The sequence below is a fragment of the Halovivax cerinus genome, from assembly GCF_024498195.1.
Classification (GTDB): Archaea; Halobacteriota; Halobacteria; order Halobacteriales; family Natrialbaceae; genus Halovivax; species Halovivax cerinus.
Genome location: NZ_CP101824.1, coordinates 3596502 through 3615574 on the forward strand (window position 1 = coordinate 3596502; position 19073 = coordinate 3615574).

The 19073-nt window shown below is 66.3% G+C and carries 22 protein-coding genes; 13 read left to right on the plus strand and 9 right to left on the minus strand.

The genetic code is table 11. The features are described 5' to 3' along the window. Nucleotides 1-61: 61 nt before the first annotated feature. The 4 genes from NO366_RS17070 (at nucleotide 62) to NO366_RS17085 (ending at nucleotide 2739) form a co-directional block, all read left to right on the plus strand. Entirely contained in the window at nucleotides 62-745 is a 684-nt protein-coding gene (locus NO366_RS17070; RefSeq protein ID WP_256531989.1) for an SOUL family heme-binding protein, read from the plus strand. Between the two features lie 319 nt (nucleotides 746-1064). Beyond that, entirely contained in the window at nucleotides 1065-1805 is a 741-nt protein-coding gene (locus NO366_RS17075; RefSeq protein WP_256531990.1) for an E3 ubiquitin ligase family protein, read from the plus strand. A 21-nt stretch (nucleotides 1806-1826) separates the two neighbouring features. Further along, nucleotides 1827-2048, plus strand: a complete 222-nt coding sequence (locus NO366_RS17080; RefSeq protein WP_256531991.1) for a hypothetical protein — start codon at nucleotides 1827-1829, stop codon at nucleotides 2046-2048. 127 nt (nucleotides 2049-2175) lie between these two features. Further along, nucleotides 2176-2739 carry a hypothetical protein gene (locus tag NO366_RS17085; RefSeq protein WP_256531992.1) on the plus strand — a complete coding sequence of 188 codons (564 nt, stop codon included), beginning with the start codon at nucleotides 2176-2178 and terminating at the stop codon, nucleotides 2737-2739. Between the two features lie 51 nt (nucleotides 2740-2790). Here NO366_RS17085 and NO366_RS17090 read toward each other — a convergent pair whose 3' ends face one another. Then, nucleotides 2791-3135: a DUF7344 domain-containing protein gene (locus NO366_RS17090; protein WP_256531993.1), complete on the minus strand. Its 345-nt coding sequence runs from the start codon at nucleotides 3133-3135 to the stop codon at nucleotides 2791-2793. 516 nt (nucleotides 3136-3651) lie between these two features. On the opposite strand from NO366_RS17090, the gene NO366_RS17095 reads away from it, so the two are divergent. The 6 genes from NO366_RS17095 to NO366_RS17120 all read left to right on the plus strand — a co-directional run bounded on the left by NO366_RS17095 (nucleotide 3652) and on the right by NO366_RS17120 (nucleotide 8567). Continuing rightward, on the plus strand, nucleotides 3652-3888 hold the full coding sequence (locus tag NO366_RS17095; protein WP_256531994.1) for a hypothetical protein: 237 nt from the start codon (nucleotides 3652-3654) through the stop codon (nucleotides 3886-3888). A 245-nt stretch (nucleotides 3889-4133) separates the two neighbouring features. After that, nucleotides 4134-4577, plus strand: a complete 444-nt coding sequence (locus NO366_RS17100; protein WP_256531995.1) for an SPW repeat domain-containing protein — start codon at nucleotides 4134-4136, stop codon at nucleotides 4575-4577. A 189-nt stretch (nucleotides 4578-4766) separates the two neighbouring features. Beyond that, on the plus strand, nucleotides 4767-5876 hold the full coding sequence (locus tag NO366_RS17105) for a FecCD family ABC transporter permease (protein ID WP_256531996.1): 1110 nt from the start codon (nucleotides 4767-4769) through the stop codon (nucleotides 5874-5876). Then, the gene (locus NO366_RS17110) at nucleotides 5876-6784 is read left to right on the plus strand and encodes an ABC transporter ATP-binding protein (protein ID WP_256531997.1); all 909 of its coding nucleotides are present in this window, start codon (nucleotides 5876-5878) and stop codon (nucleotides 6782-6784) included. The genes NO366_RS17105 and NO366_RS17110 overlap by 1 nt, the downstream gene beginning before the upstream one ends. Before the next feature lie 98 nt (nucleotides 6785-6882). Further along, complete coding sequence (locus NO366_RS17115) at nucleotides 6883-8079, plus strand: ABC transporter substrate-binding protein (protein WP_256531998.1); 1197 nt, start codon at nucleotides 6883-6885, stop codon at nucleotides 8077-8079. A gap of 2 nt (nucleotides 8080-8081) precedes the next feature. Next, nucleotides 8082-8567 (plus strand): DUF7552 domain-containing protein, encoded by a 486-nt coding sequence (locus NO366_RS17120; protein ID WP_256531999.1) that lies wholly within the window; start codon nucleotides 8082-8084, stop codon nucleotides 8565-8567. 186 nt (nucleotides 8568-8753) lie between these two features. Here the strand turns inward: NO366_RS17120 and NO366_RS17125 are convergent, their stop codons facing one another. After that, the gene (locus NO366_RS17125) at nucleotides 8754-9092 is read right to left on the minus strand and encodes a DUF7344 domain-containing protein (protein ID WP_256532000.1); all 339 of its coding nucleotides are present in this window, start codon (nucleotides 9090-9092) and stop codon (nucleotides 8754-8756) included. A gap of 231 nt (nucleotides 9093-9323) precedes the next feature. Between NO366_RS17125 and NO366_RS17130 the strand changes: the two genes are divergently transcribed. Together NO366_RS17130 and ddfA are read left to right on the plus strand one after the other, a co-directional pair. Then, on the plus strand, nucleotides 9324-12596 hold the full coding sequence (locus tag NO366_RS17130; protein ID WP_256532001.1) for a PAS domain S-box protein: 3273 nt from the start codon (nucleotides 9324-9326) through the stop codon (nucleotides 12594-12596). Between the two features lie 103 nt (nucleotides 12597-12699). Further along, nucleotides 12700-13095: a DdfA family disk-determining factor gene (gene ddfA, locus NO366_RS17135; RefSeq protein ID WP_256532002.1), complete on the plus strand. Its 396-nt coding sequence runs from the start codon at nucleotides 12700-12702 to the stop codon at nucleotides 13093-13095. A 198-nt stretch (nucleotides 13096-13293) separates the two neighbouring features. On the opposite strand, the gene NO366_RS17140 is transcribed toward ddfA, so the two are convergent. The 4 genes from NO366_RS17140 to NO366_RS17155 all read right to left on the minus strand — a co-directional run bounded on the left by NO366_RS17140 (nucleotide 13294) and on the right by NO366_RS17155 (nucleotide 16237). Then, a complete protein-coding gene (locus NO366_RS17140; protein ID WP_256532003.1) occupies nucleotides 13294-13998 on the minus strand; it encodes a helix-turn-helix domain-containing protein in 705 nt (234 codons plus the stop codon). Nucleotides 13999-14153: 155 nt separating this feature from the next. After that, complete coding sequence (locus NO366_RS17145) at nucleotides 14154-15023, minus strand: SdpI family protein (RefSeq protein WP_256532004.1); 870 nt, start codon at nucleotides 15021-15023, stop codon at nucleotides 14154-14156. Nucleotides 15024-15035: 12 nt separating this feature from the next. After that, nucleotides 15036-15665 carry a DUF2238 domain-containing protein gene (locus tag NO366_RS17150; protein WP_256532005.1) on the minus strand — a complete coding sequence of 210 codons (630 nt, stop codon included), beginning with the start codon at nucleotides 15663-15665 and terminating at the stop codon, nucleotides 15036-15038. Then, complete coding sequence (locus tag NO366_RS17155; RefSeq protein WP_256532006.1) at nucleotides 15662-16237, minus strand: hypothetical protein; 576 nt, start codon at nucleotides 16235-16237, stop codon at nucleotides 15662-15664. Before NO366_RS17155 ends, NO366_RS17150 begins: the two co-directional genes overlap by 4 nt. A 591-nt stretch (nucleotides 16238-16828) precedes the next feature. Between NO366_RS17155 and NO366_RS17160 the strand changes: the two genes are divergently transcribed. Continuing rightward, complete coding sequence (locus tag NO366_RS17160; protein ID WP_256532007.1) at nucleotides 16829-17317, plus strand: HNH endonuclease; 489 nt, start codon at nucleotides 16829-16831, stop codon at nucleotides 17315-17317. An 80-nt stretch (nucleotides 17318-17397) separates the two neighbouring features. Here NO366_RS17160 and NO366_RS17165 read toward each other — a convergent pair whose 3' ends face one another. The 3 genes from NO366_RS17165 to NO366_RS17175 form a co-directional block, all read right to left on the minus strand. After that, nucleotides 17398-18195, minus strand: coding sequence for a pirin family protein (locus NO366_RS17165; RefSeq protein WP_256532008.1), 798 nt, complete (start codon nucleotides 18193-18195; stop codon nucleotides 17398-17400). A 206-nt stretch (nucleotides 18196-18401) separates the two neighbouring features. After that, nucleotides 18402-18560, minus strand: a complete 159-nt coding sequence (locus NO366_RS17170) for a hypothetical protein (protein ID WP_256532009.1) — start codon at nucleotides 18558-18560, stop codon at nucleotides 18402-18404. Further along, a complete protein-coding gene (locus tag NO366_RS17175; RefSeq protein ID WP_256532010.1) occupies nucleotides 18557-19036 on the minus strand; it encodes a hypothetical protein in 480 nt (159 codons plus the stop codon). The genes NO366_RS17170 and NO366_RS17175 overlap by 4 nt, the downstream gene beginning before the upstream one ends. Between the last annotated feature and the right edge of the window lie 37 nt (nucleotides 19037-19073).

The window sequence follows — 19073 nt, forward strand, 5'->3', positions numbered from 1 at the left end:
GTCTCGGCGCATCGATCGGTCCGTCCCGGGCCTTCATCGGGCTGGATCGCGAACAGCCACCATGCGACCACGCTCGAAAGCCGCGCTCGTCGGCGGCCTCGCACTCGCGGGCTGGATGGCCTGGGGAGCCTACACGACCCGTTCGACTGAATCGGTCCCGTACGCACACCGCCGGTCCGTAGACGGCCTGGAGATTCGAACGTACCCGCGAACGGTTCGCGTCGAGACGACGGCATCGAACCAGCGGACCGCGTTCCGTCGGCTCTACCGATACATCACCGGGGAGAACGAGGGCACGTCGACGGTATCGATGACGCGCCCAGTCGAAACCAGAGACGAACAGTCGTTCGGGGGCGAGCAGTCGTTCGAGATGACCACACCCGTGCGATCAGACGTGAGCGACGACGCAGGGCGGCGGGAACACGACACACCCACGGCAGCTACCGGCCGCGTTCGGCTCTCGTTCTACCTGCCCTCGTCCGTCGATCCGGAGTCGGCACCGGACCCGACGGATCCGTCCGTCTCGCTGGCGGTCGATCCACCGAGAACGGTCGCCGTGAAACGCTTCTCGTGGTTCACACCTGCCTGGCGCGTCGACCGGCTGGAACGCGCCCTGCTACGAACGGTCGACCGTGCGGGGTACGAACCCGTCGACGGCCCGTTCCTGTTGCGCTACAACGATCCGTGGACGCCGCCGTTCATGCGACGCAACGAAGTGGCCGTCGAGATCGAGGTGTCCAGCTAAGAGATTTCTGTGCGGTGAGGTGGAAGAGAAAGAGAGAGAGTGTGTGAGAGTGAAAGAGAGAGAGAGTGTGTGAGAGTGAAAGAGAGAGAGAGTGTGTGAGAGTGAAAGAGAGAGAGAGTGTGTGTGAGAGTGAAAGAGAGAGAGAGTGTGTGAGAGTGAAAGAGAGAGAGAGAGTGTGTGAGAGTGTGTGAGAGCCGGCTGCGGACGTATTCACAGGGGGTGTCACGCCGGTCGCGGGAGTTCGCCCGGACGCCATCGGAGCGCAACCGCCCGGTGTCCTGATGCGTAGCTTGATACTATTCGATTCACGACTGTCGGTATGGTCTGGGAAGTGGCCTCGACCGGGTCAGTGCTCGCCGTGACTCCGGAGTACGGCGGCGGATCGGTCCTCCACGTCGTCGCCTTCGCCTTGGCGACGGTCATCGGCGCGTACGCCGTCTGGAACGGCACGTCGAACCTCGTCGCTGGATATCGCCTCTGGGCGGCGGAGCCGACGCCGGTCGCGGCCGTCGGCGACGCGGAGGGGACCGTCGAAATCCGGGGGACGGCCGAACCGCTCGACGAGACCCTCTCCGGTCACTTCTCTACCCTCCCCGTACTGGTCCAGGAGTGGGAGACGAGGCGCGTGCCGGACGAACCCGATGGAACGGTCCCGTCGAACCGTCGGCCGATGACCGACGGACGAGCGGACGTGCCGTTCGTCGTCCGGGACGACAGCGGAACGGTCGCAGTCGACCCCACGCACGCGACGCTCTCGCTGGAACGGGACCGAGACAACACGAGCCACGGGGTCCGACAGCTGGCGTCGAGACTGGAGCCCGGGGACGACGTCTACGTGTTCGGCCAGGTCTGTACAGATGACGATTCCGACGCCGCATTCGGTGGCGAGTCGGTCTCCGTCGGCGCGGGTGACGACCCCGGCGCGTTCCGGATCGCCGATACCGAACCCGACGAGACGGTCGTTCGACTCGTGGGGACGGGCGCACTCTACGCGGTCGTCGGCGCGGCGGTGACCGCGGCGTTCGGGGTCGCGACGACGGCGGCCCTCGGTATCGCCTGAGTCCGACGAATCGACAGGTCCGTGGTCACCGGATCGACCGGTGTCGTCATCACGGATCGGCCGGCGTCGCTCCTGCTCTTCCGTCGGGACGACTCACGCGCGGTCCGCGACGAGCGACCGGAGGTCGTTCGGGCCGCCTCGGCGGCATCGCGGGCGTCCGCGATCGTGGGCTCTCGACGCCTGCGGTTTCGGCAGACCGCCGACGAACAGCACCGGGCAGGCGAGGTCGCGGTCCAGACGTAGTCGCCGTCCGGTACGGTTCGATCACGGCCCCCGTGCGCGAATTAGTATCGAAACTCAACCCCGAACCGTACACGAAGGTATAAAAGATATAGACATATTTTTCTTATATTAGTAAAACACGAAGGACATGGGTTTCGTAAAACAGTGGACGGGGGTCAACCGGTACATGCTCACCAAGCCGGGATACTTCTTCGACGTGTACGACGAACGCCACGGAATCGGGTATCCGCTCGTGTTCATGCTGACGTCCCTCCTCGCCGTCATGGTGCCGTTCGGGGTCGTCGTGACGCTCGTCAACATCACCGAACCCACGCAAGTGCTGGCCGGAATCGCGGTGATGGTGTTCCTGGGGGTCGTTTTCTGGCTCGCCAGCGTGGTCGAGGTACTGATCGCCCACGGGATACTCGTTCTCTTCGGCGCCCGCGGCGTCGCGACGAGTCTGGAAGCCTACGCGTTTCCGGCGCTGATCCGGTACGGCCTGTGGTGGTTCCCGCTCGTGAATCTCGGGATCGCCTGTTACGGGCTGATCCTGCAGGGGAAAGCACTCTCCTCGTTTCACGACCTCTCTCCGATCAAAGTCGCACTCGCCGTGATCGTCGCCGCCCTCCTCTCCGGACCGGCGTTCGTCGTGGTCGTGGCCGTCGTCGCGGCGTTCGTGCTGGATCTCGGTGGGACACAGCCAATGGCGTGACCGGTCGAGTATGCGCTGACGCAGCCGTTCGTCGTGTCGAGTGCTACGGTCTTACTCGTCGGATCGGGTGGCGGCGATCGAATCGGCGGGCAGCGTGACCAGCCTGATCGACGGATCGTACTCGATGACGCCGGCGTCGGCCAGTTTCGGGAGGTGGACGTGGTGTAACTCGATGGCGATCCGTGTTGCGTCCTCGGCGCTGGATTCGGCGTCGGTTCCGGTTCGCGCGGCGACGGCCGCGGCGATATCTTCGAGGTCGACCGTCCGCTGGCACTCCTCCAGAACGTCGATCGTCAGCCGCCGGCGCTCGGACGCGAGCAGGTCGTGTCGATCGCTCGGCGGTAATTCGATCGTTCGTACCGTCTCGTCGGCCGCTCGATTGCGTGACTGGGACATGGGTTCGCTAGTGGTCTGTTACTGCGTCGTACCAGAGGATAGGCCGCTACGACCCTAAGGATGCGGTCACAGTGATTAGGTCGGGTTGCTCGAACTGGCAGGACCGCTCTGCCGTCCGTTCTGATTAGTCTCGCTCTAGTGATCGATTTCGAGCCGAGCGTTCGGATGAAACCTGGCGTCGGTTCCGTCGATGGAACGTCGAGGGGGCGTCGAACCCGCAGGTCGCGCCCATCGGAACGGTCGAGGGTGTCCTCGTACGGGTGCCTCGCCAGAACACGCCTTCGGAACGGATGTTGCGGACGTCGTCGCAGCGGGGCTGGTCGTCGAGGGATCACGTGCGAATTCATCGCTGAACGAACGTGGCGTCGGTGTCGAACAGCGAGCACAGTTCGAGGCCAGTCTGCACGAACGCCCGCGACGCGGTGCGTCGCGGACGCTCCGTTCGTCCCGACTGTCCAGGCGACACCGAAAAACACACTTGAACCCACATCACCAACGGCCCATTACGTCTCAGTAATGCCCGTCGACCGCCACACGTTCGTCGAAATGGTTCGGACAGAACCGATAGAAAGCGCCATGTTCACCGCCCTGCCGGCGGTGCTCGCGATCGTCCAACTAGTAAACAGCGCCCTCACCGAACTCTCGTATCTCGTCTCGGTCTCGTTCGCCGTCGTCCTCGTCGGCTACGCCTGGCTGGTCACGAGCTACAGCGTCGCCAGATTTCGGCGACGTCGACTCGACGGGCTGGTCTGACGAACGGCGTTCGAGCGACTCGGCGGAGCCTCGCGTCGGACATACTCACGGTCGTGACGGGTCGTTTCACTGCCGAGTTGGGTCGTTTCGCTATCGTTCGATCAGGGCCCGACGTGGTCGGTCACCACCGTCGGCCGACACGCGGTGCACTCGAGCAGTGACCCACGGAGCCCTCGGGTAACAGGTCGTTTCAGGGAGGTGCAAGCAACGCCGCTTTCGAGTGGTAGCCACTGCCATAGTGTGTCATGAGTGGCACTGACACCCCCTCGGCCGACGACACGGGATACGGGCACGAGTCCGAACGAAACGTCCTCAACACGGACGTGATGCAGTGGGTGAGCGCGCTCGCGGCGATCGTGGGATTGTGGCTCGTCGCCTCGCCGTTCGTCTACGGCGGGCCCGACGCCGCGTACTGGAACAACACGCTCGTGGGGACCGGCATCTTCCTCCTCGCGGGGTACAACTTCTACCGGCTGTCGAAGGATCGACTGGCGAGCGTCGGCGTGGCGTCGCTCGCCGCCCTCCTCGGCCTCTGGGCGCTCGCATCACCGTACCTGATCGACATGGGTGACAGCGCACTCGCGTCGAGCACGATGATCGCGGGCCTGATCGTCGCGGCCGTCTCGGCGTACAGTGCGTACGCGAACAATAGAGCCGAGTTGCCGGATCGCTCCCGGACGAGGGCCTAGGTCGAGCGGTTTCGGGTCAGTCGCTCACGGTTCGATGTGGCTGCGCCCGTTCTCGGTCGGCCGCGTCGATTGCGGCGAGCACGATCCGATCCGTTCGGTTGCACTGTGATCGCAACCGGTCACAGACTCCTTTTAGGCCCACCTAATAAATCGAAAGTGTTTTCCGTGGTTTAGGCCACCCTAAACGTAATGGCGGAAACGCAGGCTGTCGGCGGGTACGAACCGGCCCGCGACCGGGACGGCTGGATGACCGGAACGCTCGTCGCGTTCTGTCTGGCGAGTGCGGCCGTGACACTGGCGGCCGGATTCGTCCAGACGACCTTCGGCGACTATCCGATGACATACGGCGAGGTGGTGTCCTCGCTGTTGGATCCGGCGGTGTGGAACGACGTCGACGTCTGGACAGGGTTCCTCCTCGGCGGTGAGTTGCCGGAGCTGGACGTCGGAACGCTCGTCGTCTGGGACCTCCGGGTGCCCCGAGTCGTCGTGGGGATCATCACCGGTGCGACGCTCGCCGTGTCGGGAGCGATCTTCCAGGGCGTGACCCGCAACGAACTCGCGAGTCCGTTCGTCCTGGGGGTGAGTTCCGGCGCGGGCTTCGCCGTCCTCGCGACGCTGATCGTCTTCAGCGGGCTGTCGATGCTCCTCCCGCTGATGGCCACCCTGGGCGGGGCGCTCGCGTTCGTGCTCGTCTACGCGATCGCCTGGAAGGGTGGAACGAGCCCCGTTCGACTCGTCCTCGCGGGCGTGATCGTCAACATGGTGTTCCAGTCGCTCCAGCAGGGACTGTTCTTCTTCGCTGACGACCTCGGCGTCGTCCAGACGGCGATCTCTTGGCTCACCGGGTCGCTCACGGGAACGGGCTGGGAACAGGTGCGAATCGCTGCGATCCCGGCGGTCCTCTCGGTCGGGATCGCTATCGTCGCGGCGCGGCAACTGAACGTCCTGATGCTCGGCGAGCACACGGCGCAGTCGCTCGGGATGCGCGTCGAGCGAACGCGGTTTCTCCTCTCGGTCGTCGCCATCGTGGCAGCGAGCGTGGCCATCGCTGTCGCCGGCGTCGTCAGTTTCTTCGGCCTCGTCGTCCCCCACATCGTTCGGAACACGGTCGGCGGTGACTACCGTCGCCTGCTCGTCGGCTGTCTGTTCGGCGGCCCCGCGCTGATGGTCGTCGCCGACGTCGGAGCGCGACTCGCGATTCCCGGAATACAGCTCCCCGTCGGCGTCGTGACGGGCCTCGTCGGTGGCCCGTACTTCCTCTACCTGATGCGGACGCGCCAATCGATGGGTGAGCTCTGATGCCCGGACCACGACACTCGACCGACGCCCTCTCGACCGATCGCGACCGACGATCCACCGAGCCGGACGACTCGACAGGCGACTCGGAGCGGCTCACCGACGGGGACGGCGTCGGCGTCCGGAGTGCGCTGATCGGCGAGGATCTCGCGCTGCGGTACCCGACGAGCGACGAACCGGTCGTCGAGTGCGCCCGCCTCGACGTCCCGGAAGGGGCCGTGACCGCACTCGTCGGGCCGAACGGCAGCGGGAAGTCCACGCTGCTGAAAGCGCTCTCGAACCACCTCGACCCGGCGCGAGGCGTCGTCACGATACACGGGGAGGAACTCGAGTCGTTCGGCCGGAAGGAACTGGCGCGCGAACTCGGCGTCCTCTCCCAGGAGAACGACTCGCTGGGTTCGATCACCGTCGAAGACCTCGTCTTCCACGGCCGGTACCCGTACCGAGGCTTCGTCGAGGGCGTCACCGAGGCGGACCACCGGGCGGTCGACCGCGCGTTCGACCTCACCGGTATCGAAGCGTTGCGGGATGTCGAACTCGGTCAGCTGAGCGGCGGGCAGAAGCAACTCGCCTGGATCGCGATGGTTCTCGCCCAGGAGACCGACGTCCTCCTGCTAGACGAACCGACCACCTTCCTGGACGTCCACCACCAGTTCCGCGTCCTCGAGACCATCCGCCAGTTGAACGAAGAGCAGGGTGTCACCGTGGCAATCATCCTCCACGACATCTCGCAAGCGGCCCGGTTCGCCGATTACCTGATCGCAATGTGTGACGGCGAGCTGTACGACTGGGGGCCGCCCGACGAGGTCGTCACCGAAGAACTCCTCGCAGACGTCTTCGGCGTCGAGGCGACGGTCAGGACGGAACCGGACCTGCAGGTACTGCCGAGAAGGGCGTTGCCAGATCGATGAGCGACCGTCGAGAATCGGTTCCCGGCCGATCCGCACGATTCTGAAGCGAACCGGGCACTTTCGGAACGTTTTTGTAAATTTAGGCCAACCTAAAACCGATGACCGACGATTCGCGGTTGACCAGACGATCCGTCATCCGAACGGGAGCTGCCGCTGCGGGCGTGAGTGCGCTGGCGGGTTGTCTTTCGGAAGGTGACGAGGGCGAGAGTCCAAATGACGACGCAGCTGAAAACGGAAGTACGAACGACGACGGCGCAGCTGGAGACGGTAGTTCGGGCACCGACGAAGACGAGAGCAGTGGCTCGTACAGCGTCTCGATGCCGCCGGTCGGCGCGGTCGAGTTCGACGCCGTCCCCGAAGCGTGGGCGGCGAACAACGGGAGCTGGGCGGACATGGGGATCGCGTTGGGACAGTCGCCACCCGAAGCGGTGTACCTCGCCTCGCGCTATCACACCCAGTATTACGACGAGATTCCCGGTGTGAGCGTCGACAAGAGCGACATGACGTCCCTCTGGGAGGGCGAGCTGACGCCGGAGAAGTTCATGGGGCTGGCCGAGGACGTCGACGTGTTCGTCAACGACCCGAACTTTATCCTCGGCCGAACCTCCAGCTGGGAGCAGAGTGACATCGACCTGATCGAGAAGACGGGCACGCCCTTCTTCGCGAACAGTATCTTCTCCAGAGGCTACGACTGGCACGACTACGAGTATCTCTCGCTGTACGAGGCGTTCGAGAAGCTGGCCGAGGTGTTCCAGCAGCGAGAGCGCTACGAGGCCATCGCGTCGCTCCACGACGAGTTCCAGACGACGCTGTCAGACGTCGTTCCAGCCCGGAACGAGCGCCCGAGCGTCGCGGTCATGTGGGGGACCGAAGCGAACATGGGCGAGTTCTCGCCGTATCTCATCGACGAGGGGACGAGCTTCAAACAGTGGCGCGATCTGGGCGTCGTCGACGCGTTCGCCGAGACGGACGTCAGGGACTTCCACAGCTCCCGTGGCGCGGTCGGCTACGAGACGTTGCTCGACATCGACCCCGACGTCCTCCTGTTCCGCGGCAACGAGGCGAAGACGGCAGACGAGTTCCGGAAGACGATCGTCGCCGCCCTGGAGTCCGACACGACCGCGAGGAAGCTCACCGCGGTCCAGAACGGCGACGTCTACCGCGGCGGGCCGCTCTATCAGGGCCCGATCACCAATCTCGTGGTGACCGAACGGGCGGCTCGACAGCTCTACGGCGTCGAGAAGGACCTGTTCGATCGCCAGTCGGTGGCCGATATCGTCGCCGGAGACCACTAACGATGGCCGATTCAGACTCGTCGACCGACGGCGACGCCGCGCGCGCGACGACGCTCCGGGACGCCCGCCAACGGATCGAAGACCTCTCGGTCGCCGACGGCCACTTCGTCGTCGCGTGCGTCCAGACCGGCGTCGTCCCCGAACCGGTCACGGACGCCAGATTCGACTCTCACGAAGCGGCGGAGCGCGCCTGTGCGGCCGCCTGTCGGTACCGCGAAACCCTCCAAGAACTCGACCCGTCGCTGTCGCGATACGACCTCGACGTCTCGGAGCCGATCACCGAACCGGTCGACGTGGCGACCGTCCGCGAGTCGACCGACGAACGCCGACCGAACGGCCTCCCGCGAACGCGCCGAACCGCGATGGTGACCGGCGACGGAACCGACCAGTGGATTCGTATCGAAAATTGTCCGATCGTCCACCTGTCGGGACCCGACTCGCTCCTCGACGACGAAGTGATCTCCCGACAGCTACGGTCGAAGCTCTGACCGGGTACAGACAACGCGGTCGGGTCCGCTCTGCCCAGTTGCCGCGTATCGTCAGTCGATCAGCCTCGATCGCAGGAGCCGAGTCTAGACGCTGGTCGTCGAGGCGGGGCAGAGCTCACTCGCGGTAACCGACGCACCGAGTCCCGCCCGGTTCGTCCTCCGTCGGCGGCTCGTTCGGGAGTGAACTCACGCATCGAGTACCCGGGCGATGGCCCGTTCGTCGGGTTCGATCCGTCCGGTCGATCGATCGTACGTGAGGACGTTCGCGTCCGCGAGTCGGGGAAGGTGCGAGTGGTGGAGTTCGATGACGATCTGCGCGACGTCCCCGGGGTCGACGGCCGCACGCCCCGCGGCCTGGGTGGCGATCGCGGCGGCCAGTTCGCGGAGACGGATCGGTCCGGAGACACGGTCGAGCACGACTACCGCCTGCCGGCGTCGCTCCGCGGCAAGGAGGTCGTGCGCCGCTCCCCGTTCGAAGTGGGCCTGTGCGTCGTCGGTCGGTGGATTGGTCTGTTTTCGGGACATGGGATATCGTGTCGTGGAGACGGTGCTCGTCCGACCCGATCGATCGGACCCATCCCCACTAAACCCGACCTAGACGTATCTAGCGAATTCGGTCGTGAGCGTCGCGTTTGGAAACGTATCCGTCACGGATAGTTCGAACCGCTGTCGTTCGATCGGCCGCCGAGCAACCGTGTCGTCGTCGGAGACTCCATCGACGGAACCCTGATGCCTGTGCGTAGTGTACCCACGTCAATGGGTGCCAACGGACTCACGGACGCACTCCGGGAGACGCTCGCCGTGTTCACCGAATCGGGCGAGCCGCGGACGACGCCGGACGTTGCCGACGAACTCGATCTTGGGCGACGGAGTACCTACGCTCGGCTCGAGCGCCTGGCCGACCGTGACCGCCTTCGGACGAAGAAAGTCGGCGCGAACGCTCGCGTGTGGTGGCGACCAGCGGTGGTCGAGGATGCCGACCGAACACAGTTCGACTCGCTCGTCGACGCCGTCTCGGAGTACGCGATCTTCCTCCTCGACGCCGACGGCTACGTACAGACCTGGAATCCGGGCGCCGAACGGATCAAGGGGTACGAGGCCGACGAGATCGTCGGTCGGCACGTCTCGACGTTCTACACCGACGCGGATCGGGAGGCGAACGTCCCGGCGCAGAACCTCGCCGCGGCCGCCGAGGCTGGATCGATCCAGAACGAGGGCTGGCGCCGTCGCGCCGACGGCGAGCGCTTCTGGGCGAACGTGTCCTTGAGCGCGATCTACGACGACGGCGAACTCGACGGCTACGCGAAGGTGACGCGGGACATGACCGAACGACGGGAGTACGAACGACAGCTGCGCCGGGAGCGAGACCTCAGCGAGCAACTCCTGGAGACGGCGCCGGTCAGTCTCGGCGTCGTCGACGCCGACGGTGAAATCCAGCGGACGAACGCTCGGGCGAAACGGCAGTTCGGACTGGACGACGGCTCGATCGAGACCGTAAGCGACGTCGACGTCGACGACGCAGACGGCGAGACGATCACGGCCGCGACGCACCCGATCACGCACGTCGTCGAGACGGGAGAACGGATCGACGACTGGCAGGTTCGACACGAACGGCCGGACGGCGAGCGACGCTGGGTGTCGGTCACCGCAGCACCGTTGCCGACCGACGACGACCCGGCTGTCGTCGTCGCCGGAAAGGACGTCACCGACATCAAACGGGCCGAACGGCGGCTCTCGCGAGAGCGCGACGAACTCCGGGCCGAACTCGACGCCGTGTTCGAACGGATCGACGACGGCGTCTTCGCCGTCGACGAAGAGTGGACGCTGACCTTCGTCAACGAGACCACGGCCGCGGCGATCGGCGCCGACCCGGAGACGATCGTCGGCGAGTCGCTCTGGTCTGCGTTCCCGGGACTCGAGGGAACGGAGTTCGAAGCCGTCTTCCGGAACGCGATGGAAGATCAGGAACCGCAATCGGTCGAAGGGTACTACGAACCGTTCGACGGCTGGGTCCGCGAGGTCGCCTACCCGTCGGAAACCGGTCTCTCGGTATACTTCCGCGACATCTCCGACAGGAAGGCGCGTGAGCGCGAACTCGAACGCTACGAGACCATCGTCGAGGCGGTCAACGACGGTATCTACGTCGTCGACGAGGACGGGCGCTTCACCCTGGTCAACGACACCTACGCGTCGATGACGGGTCACTCCCGGGACGAACTCGAAGGGGCGGCGGTCTCGGCCGTCATCGACGACGAATCGCTCATCGAGGCGGCGAAGGAACTCGAAGCCTCGCTCGTCAGCGGCGACCGCGAGAGTGCGTCGCTCGAAGCCGAGTTCGGCGATCTATCGCGCATCGGCGAGGCCTCGTTCGCCATCATGGACACCGACGACGGCTACGAGCGCATCGGCGTCGTCCGCGACGTCACGGACCGAAAGGAGCGCGAACACGCGCTCGAACGGTACCAGCGGATAGTCGAAACGGTCGACGACGGCATCTACGTGCTGGACGGCGACGACCGCTTCGAGCTCGTAAACGACGGGCTCTGTGAGATGACCGGGTACGACCGCGCCACGCTCCTCGGGGCGCACGCGGAAACGATCTTCGGCGAGGCGTTCCACGAGATCGCGAGAGAGCGACGCGCTGCGCTCGAAGCGGGGGACATCTCGATCGCCGCTATCGAAGAGAACATCCATCGTCGCGACGGGTCGTCGATCGTCGTCGACAGTCGTTTCACCCTGTTCGACGTCGACGACGAGATCGGTCGCGTCGGCGTCGTCCGCGACGTCACGGACCGAAAGGAGCGCGAACGCGCGCTCGAACGACAGCGCGAACAGCTCGCGGCGTCGAACAGCCTCCACGAGGTCGTCAGTGACGTGACCGAGGCGGTCATCACCCAGTCCACCCGCGAGGAGATCGAGGAGACGGTCTGTCGCCGACTCGCCAGGGCGAATTCGTACCAGTTCGCCTGGATCGCCGAGGTAGATCCCTCGACCCAGACCGTCTCGGCGCGGACCGAAGCCGGCGTCGACGGCTACCTCGACGACACGACGATCTCGGTGGATCCCGAGGATCGCCACAGCCGGGGACCGACCGGCCAGGCGTTCGCGACCGGGGAGGTCCAGACGACCCGGGACGTGGAGATGGAGTGGCAGGACACGCCCTGGCAGTCTCACGCGACGGACTACGACATTCGGTCGTCCGCGGCGATCCCAATAACCCACGAAGAGACCGTATACGGCGTCCTCAACGTCTACGCCGGCCGACCGCGAGCGTTCGAAGGGCGAGAGCGAGAACTCGTCTCCCGGCTGGGCGAGATCGTCGGCCACGCCATTGCGGCGGCCGAGCGCAAACAGGCGCTCATGAGCGAGGAGGTCGTCGAACTGGCGTTTTCGATGCAGGACGTCTTCGAGGCGCTCGACATTCCCGGTGGAACGGCGGGGACCATCACGCTCGATCACGCGGTCCCGACCGGAGCGAACGCGTTCACGGTCTTCGGAACCGTGACCCCCGACGCCATCGAGACGGTTCGAGCCGCGACCGACGCACTCCCCCACTGGCGGTCGATCTCGGTGTCCGACGGCGGCGATCCGATCGAGTTCGAAGTCGAACTCACGGACCCGCCGGTTCTGTCCACGGTCGCGTCGCTCGGCGGCACCGTGGATCACGTCACCATCGAAGCGGGTGATCTCAGGCTCGCCATACTGCTCTCACCGACCGTCGACGTCCACCGGGCCATCGAGGCCGTCGAGGAGGCGTACCCCGAGGCGGAGTTGATCCGTCGGCGACAACGCACTCGCGCGGAGGTCGACCCCGGCCCGGTGTTGTCTCCCGTCGAAGAACTGACCGAGCGCCAGCGGACGACGCTCGAGACGGCCTACCACGCAGGGTACTTCCAGTGGCCCCGGAATCGGTCGGGGGAGGCGGTCGCCGAGTCGCTCGACATCGCTCCCGCGACGTTCCACCAGCACCTGCGGAAAGCACAGCAAAAGGTCTACGACGCGGTATTCTCGTCGCACATCGACCTCTGACGATGGGCGCGGCCGACGCCTGTCCGGTCGCGCGTACCCTCGATATCGAGGGACGCAACAGAAGAGGCGCCCGCTGGTTCTAGCGACAACGCTACGTGGTCCTATGGCTAACCGGAACGACTCTTCCCCCACGGACGGCGCCGAATCGATGCCCGACGCAGATCCGGCCGAACGGGACGGTTTTGCCTCCGGCGCCGATCCGACCGACCGTCGTCGACGGGACCCAGACGGATCGTCGACCGCAACCGTCACGATCACTCGTGAACGCGGGGAGACGCCCGCTCACAGCGTCGTCAGAGGAGTTTCCGCGGTGACGAACACCGATCCCGCCACGCTACAACCGCTGTACGATACGATCGACCCTGACGCACTGAATCGCCTGTTCGAACGGCGAACCGGCGCGGACGGCGGATCCGCGGGCACCATCTCGTTCCGGTTCAACGGGTGTGACGTCACCATCTCCGCCGACGGCCGCACCACCGTATCCAGAGTCAACTGACGAGGGCGAGCACGCCCAGTACCCCGACAGCGCGGGCCCGGCCCACTTCCGGCCTGAAACCCTCTGAGACGGTGCGTCGACGGTGCTCACAGCGGCCATCGAGGAGCCGTCGGTCTTCGGCGGCGCTCGTGGATACGGCAGCCGAAGACGCACTGTCCGAGTCGGTCTCCGAAGACTGTCGTCTCCCACAGTAATCGCCTACTCCGACCGGTCCCCGGGGTCGTCCTCGAACAGCGTGGCGAGGAGGTTCCGTTCGGCGGCGTGGATGGTCTCCGAGAACGCGGCCGACGAGACGTCGAGGCGTCGTGCGACAGCCTCACCCGTACACTCGCGGGGCCAGTCGTAGTAGCCGGCCTCGTAGGCGGTCTCCAGAACTTCGCGCTGACGTTCCGTCAGGTTCGTCTCGAAGGCCTGGCGAATCGCAGATCCGGGCAGGAGCGGATCGACGGACGATTTGGTCCGCTTCGTCACGAGGTCGGCCTCCGGAATCTCGGCCAGGAACCGTTCGACGATCGCCGCGTCGTCGTACGTTCGGGGGATTTCGGCGACGATACATCCCTCACCGTCGACACCTTCAACCGTTCGTGGAAGCGCGCCGAGGGCGGCGAGACGGTACGCCGGGCAGTTTCCGGAGACCAGGAATTCGAACAGGCACCTGTCGTCGGTCCGGTGGAGGAAGGTCGCATCCACGGTATCGGTCTCACCCGCGACGGATTCGATCTGAACCGGATCCGCGCCGGTGACGTTCACGAACTCGGCGTAGCGGTCGTCGTCGCGTTCGATCATCGTCGTGAGTTCGACGTGACAGTCGGCCACCGCCGACAGCTCGACGAACGGATACGACGCCTCAGAGAGGTGAAATTCGACCTCGGAGACGGCCCGCTCGTTCGTGGGGGTACGCATCACGCCATCGTACTCACACGTGACGTATCAGGTTTCGGCCGATTTGTTGGGAGTCGTCGGATCGGCCGTGCGCCGTCGGCACGCCGATATGCGTCGTGCGTGCGAGACATGGACCTGCGGGCGACGCCGACCGGCAACCGCCTACGGTGGCGAGATCACCCGCCACTCGTCGTCGCGTCGGTGGCCAACCGCTCGTACAGGTAGTACGAGTAGCCGACGGAACCGATGGCAGTGACGACCACCGGACCGAGGAGGAAGTAGACGGCGTACTCGTCGAACCCGAGCCCGATCGCGGCGATCACCGCCGAGAGTTTGAACAGGTGACTCGCCAGGTCGTGCGTCCGGTCCCACACCTCGTCGCTCGCGAGCGTCCACGGCGTCCGGACGCCGACGAACCAATTCCGCTCGACCCGCCCGAGCAGGACACCGACTCCGTAGAACAGGCAGGCGGCGGCACCGAGGAGCGCGAGCGTGACGTCGAACGCGTACCCGAGGTTGTACGCGATCACGCCGCCGTGTACGACGGCGAGGAACCCGGCGAACCCGACGACGAACCAGTCGTACGCCGGGCGAACCGACGCGACGGTGTCACCGAGCGGATCGATGCGGGGCACGACGGCGAGCAGCGCGACGACGACAGTCGCGAGCGCCGGGGTCGACGCCAGCGCGGGCCACTTGTCCATCGACCCGTCGGGGGTGCCCGCCGCGTTCCAGTGCGTGACGAGTCGCTCCGGGAGCGCCGGTGCGGCCGCGACGGACACCACCGCGGAGAGGCCGACGATGCCGAACGCGATGGCGAGACGCTGCCGAGTGTTCACGCCGGGTGAGAGGAACGCCGGGCTGATGAAGGCGGCGGGTCGTCCCGACACGCGCGTCCGTTCGAACGCCTCGGTCACCGGTGCGAACATCGCAGGCACAGGCACGAACGCCTCGGTCACCGGTGCGAACGCTGCGGGCACAGGCACGAACGCCTCGGTCACCGGTGCGAACGCTGCGGGCACCAGCGTCTTGTCGGATCCGGTCACGGCGAACCGAATTCAGTCGTCGGCGCTCCGCCGGAGGAGGGCCGACACGCCGTCGAAGTAACCGGTCCCCCAGAGCGCGACCAGAACGGCGCCGAGTGCGTTGTAGACGAGATCGAAGACGATGTCGTCCGTACCGTACTGGGCGAGGACGGCCTCTCCACCGACGAGGCTCGCGAGTCCGGCGGAGGCGAACTCCGCGATCTCCCAGAGGACGCCGAACGCGAGAACGAAGAGCAGGATGAACACGACGCGGAACTCGCCGGGGAGGTCCACGGACGTCCCGGAACGGTCGATCGCGTCGACGATAGCGTATCCCGCGCCAGCCACCAGCGTCGCCGAGACGGTGTGCGTGAGCGAGTCGTACCAGCCGAACATGGTGTAGGGACCGAGCGCGCCGACTGCGTGGAGGAGCGCGGCCGTCGAGATCCACAGCGCCAGACCGGCGCCCGTTCTGTGGCCGTACACGCGGCGAACGAGCGCCGGGAGGGCAGTGATCGCGAGCGGAATGGCGGCGTTGACGACGAGTGTCGCGTTCGTCGTGACGACGGCGTAGCCGACGACGAGTACCAGGGCGGCCTGCGCGAGGCGGACGAGTTGCCAGACCCGTCGATCCGGCAGGGCGAGAATCGCGACGGTCGTCACGACGCCTCACCCGACCCGTCGAGACTGGCGTCGTCCCGCCGCGACACGTAGACGACGAAGAAGACACCGAAGAGGCCGCCGAAGGCGGTCGCGAAGACGAGATCCCACATCACTTCCTCGACCGACGTGAGAAACGCGGTCCCGACCGCCGCGTCGGAGACCCACTGGGCGATCACCCACAGTCCCGCGACGGCCATCGTCGTCACGACGACGAATCCGGCGGCGAACCGCGGCGTCATCTCGACCGGCGTGTACGCGTCGAGTTCGACCGTGACGAGGAGGGCGATGGCCGCCACTGTGAGAAACCCCGCGATCGGGAACGCGCCGAACAGCCGCACCCAGACGGGGACGGCCGCGACGAGCAACACCTCCCAGGGCGGGAGGACGAAGGGCGTCCGCCTCCGGAACGCGGGGAGCACCGCGAGTGCGACGATCGTCGCGGTCAGCGACGTCCAGAGGACGGCCCCGCGAACGAGGGTGGCGACGGCCGCGAGTCCCAGTCCGATGACGATCACCCACCCGATCGCCGCGTTCGATCGCTCACGCCGGAGGAGAGCGTTTCTGTCAGTCATCGAGTGGGGATCGTCGGGGACGGGAAACGCGGCGTCGGCCGACGCGACCCTGGCCGAGGTGGTGCTAGACGGCGAGCGGTCCGAAGCCTGCGATCACCCATGGCCGTCGGACGACGGCCGCGGTGAAAATCGTCCGGCTTACATCCGCCACCAGCGACGAAAGGTGCGGCCGTGACGACGAAGTGATCCCGGTCCCGTTCGGCGGTCGCACTCCGCAGCCAGCAGTCGAGATCTGTTCCGGGCGACGAACTCGGCACGCGTCGACGACCGATCACTCGAGTGTGTCGCACGATTCGAGCCGTGGACTCCGCGCATCGACGCGGACGCGTTCGCATTGCCAGTCGCGTTCGTCCGTGCCGCGCCAGACGCCGTAGAGGGTCCAGGCCGGCGATTCGATTGCACAGAAGCGGACGGCCAGCGTGTAGAAGGGTGTTCGACCTCGCGCCAGGGAGCCGAGGCCTCGGCGGGAGGCGTTCGGGGAACGCGACCGGCGCCCAGAGCGTTCCCCGACCGAAACGTGATGCCGAGTTTAGATTTAGTTACTAAAGTATACACACCACATTTATTATCTAATGGTGCTCAGATGCACCTATGGTCGAAGGTGTTAAAATTGAAGAGGGGGATCGGGATCGGCTCGCGCTGCTCGCCGTCACGACGACCGGCTTCGTCGTCGGCGTCGGCGGCCTCCTGGCCGGTCCCGGCGGCCTTCCGCTGTCGGCCGTCTGGGGTGGGCTCGTCGTCCTCTCGGTCGTCGGTGGAATCGGCCTGGGCTGGCAGGTGGTCACCGAGCGTCGCTCGCCGAACGAGGCCGAGCCCGCACCGCCACCGGTTCCGGATCCACTCCGTCGCGAAGTCGTCGAGGACCGCGCCGAAGGACACTGCGAATTCTGTCGCACGGACTCCGATGCGCTCGACGTCGAGCACGTCACGCCCCGATCCGACGGGGGTGCGAACGTCCGGACGAACCTGATCGCGCTCTGCCCGGTGTGCCAGGAGAAGGTGACGAACGACGTCTACGATCGGTCGGAACTCGCGGACAAGGTGCGTCGCCGCGAGCACCCCGAAAAGACGATGTTGTAGCGACGGTCCGTCGTCGACGACGCGAACCCGCGGCGCTGTTCTCCCACCAGCTCGACCGGCGAACCGAACGAGCGGGTCCCCTACCGCACGACCGGGCCGCGAAGTCTGATCGGTTCGTCGTGTGGCCGCCCGGCGACCGCGACGACGCGCATCGTCCCATCGCTCCGGAGTTCGACGGCACTCCCGTCCGTGATCGGCCGCACGTCGCCCGCACCGAACGCGGCTGCGTCGTCGGGGCCAGACCTGTCGGCGCCATCGCGTCCACTGCCGGTGTCGACGATCCGCCCGCTCCCGTCGATTCCGTAGACGAAGCCGGCCCACCCGTCGTCTGGAGACCACGTCCAGGCGTCGGTGACGCGGACGTCTACGTACTGCATCGGCGTCCGTGGTTCGAGCGGCGACCCCTCGCCGACGACGGTCGTCACCGTCGCGCCGTCGAGTGTTTCCGTCGGAAGGTCGTCCGCAGTCGCGTCCGCGTAGTCCGGATCGGCCGTCTTCGCCTCACGGGGAAGGTTGATCCAGAGCTGCAATCCGTTACAGGCGGCGTCGTCGGCGGGAAACTCGGAGTGCTCGATACCGGCACCCGCTGTGATGTGCATCGCCTCGTTCGCGGACGCGGTGTGCTCGACACCGAGCGAGTCGGCGTGATCCATCCCGCCACCGAGCATGTACGTGACGATCTCGAACCCCTCGTGGCGGTGCATCGGAAACCCCCGTCCCGGTTCGATGGAAAAGCGCTCGAAGAGGACGAACGGGTCGAGACTGCTCGGGTAGGCGTCCGTCGGAAAGGCTCGGTTCGCGGTGACGCCGGGTCCGTGTCGGACCGTCTGACCGGACACTACGGTTCCTCGGTCGTCCGTCGCTCCGGGTGATTGCATGGATGAATGGAGGGCCCTGAGCGGGAAAAGGGCACGCCTCGGCGAACGCGGCCGAAGCAGCGGTAGGTTCGGATGCGGCTCTCCGGAGACGCTGGGTACGGATGGGGCTCTCCGGAGACTGTAGGGCGGATGCGGAAGCCCTCCTGGGCGGCGCGACGTCCCCGTCCGGAGTGACGTCACGCACCGGGATGCGTCCCGTATGGACGCTACCCCCGCAACGCCTGAACCGCCGCGAGTGACAGCCAGCAGCCGCAGGGACTGGCAGTGTGGGTGTGCGGGCCGGACGACGTGACGCTGACGACGGGTGTCTCACAGCGTGGGCACGGCGGGAACGGACAGTCGTCCGGATCGGGAGCGTCGGTCATCGGTTCGCCCCGCCGAGCATGGTGGCGACGACGTCGGCCGCCAGCGGACAGCCGCACGGATCGGCCGTGTGCAGGTGCGGTCCGAGCGTCCGGATCGTGATCACGGGCTCGTCGCAGTGCGGGCACGGCGGGTACCGCTCGCGCGGCACGACACCGATGCGGTTCGGGTCGATCGGTCGCTCGACGTCGACGCGGAGCGACTCTCCGGACGAACCGGGTGTGGCCGCGTGGATCGGCGGGACCGGGAGTGGATCGAAGCGCGAAGCGGGCTGGCGCGGGGTGCTCCGGCGCGGGGTGCTCCGGCGCGGGGCGCTCCATCGCTGGGTGGTCCGGCGCTGGGTGTTCCGGCGCGGGATGTTCCGGCGCTGGGTGGTCCGGCGCTGAACGCTCGGTGGGAGGGACGCGATGCTCTTCGCATCCTGGCGGTAGGCGGGCTGTGCACGGGATTTATGGTCGTCTGGTGTGTAGCGTGTCATGGCTTGCGTAAAACCCTCGGTCGGGTTTCGGAAGCCA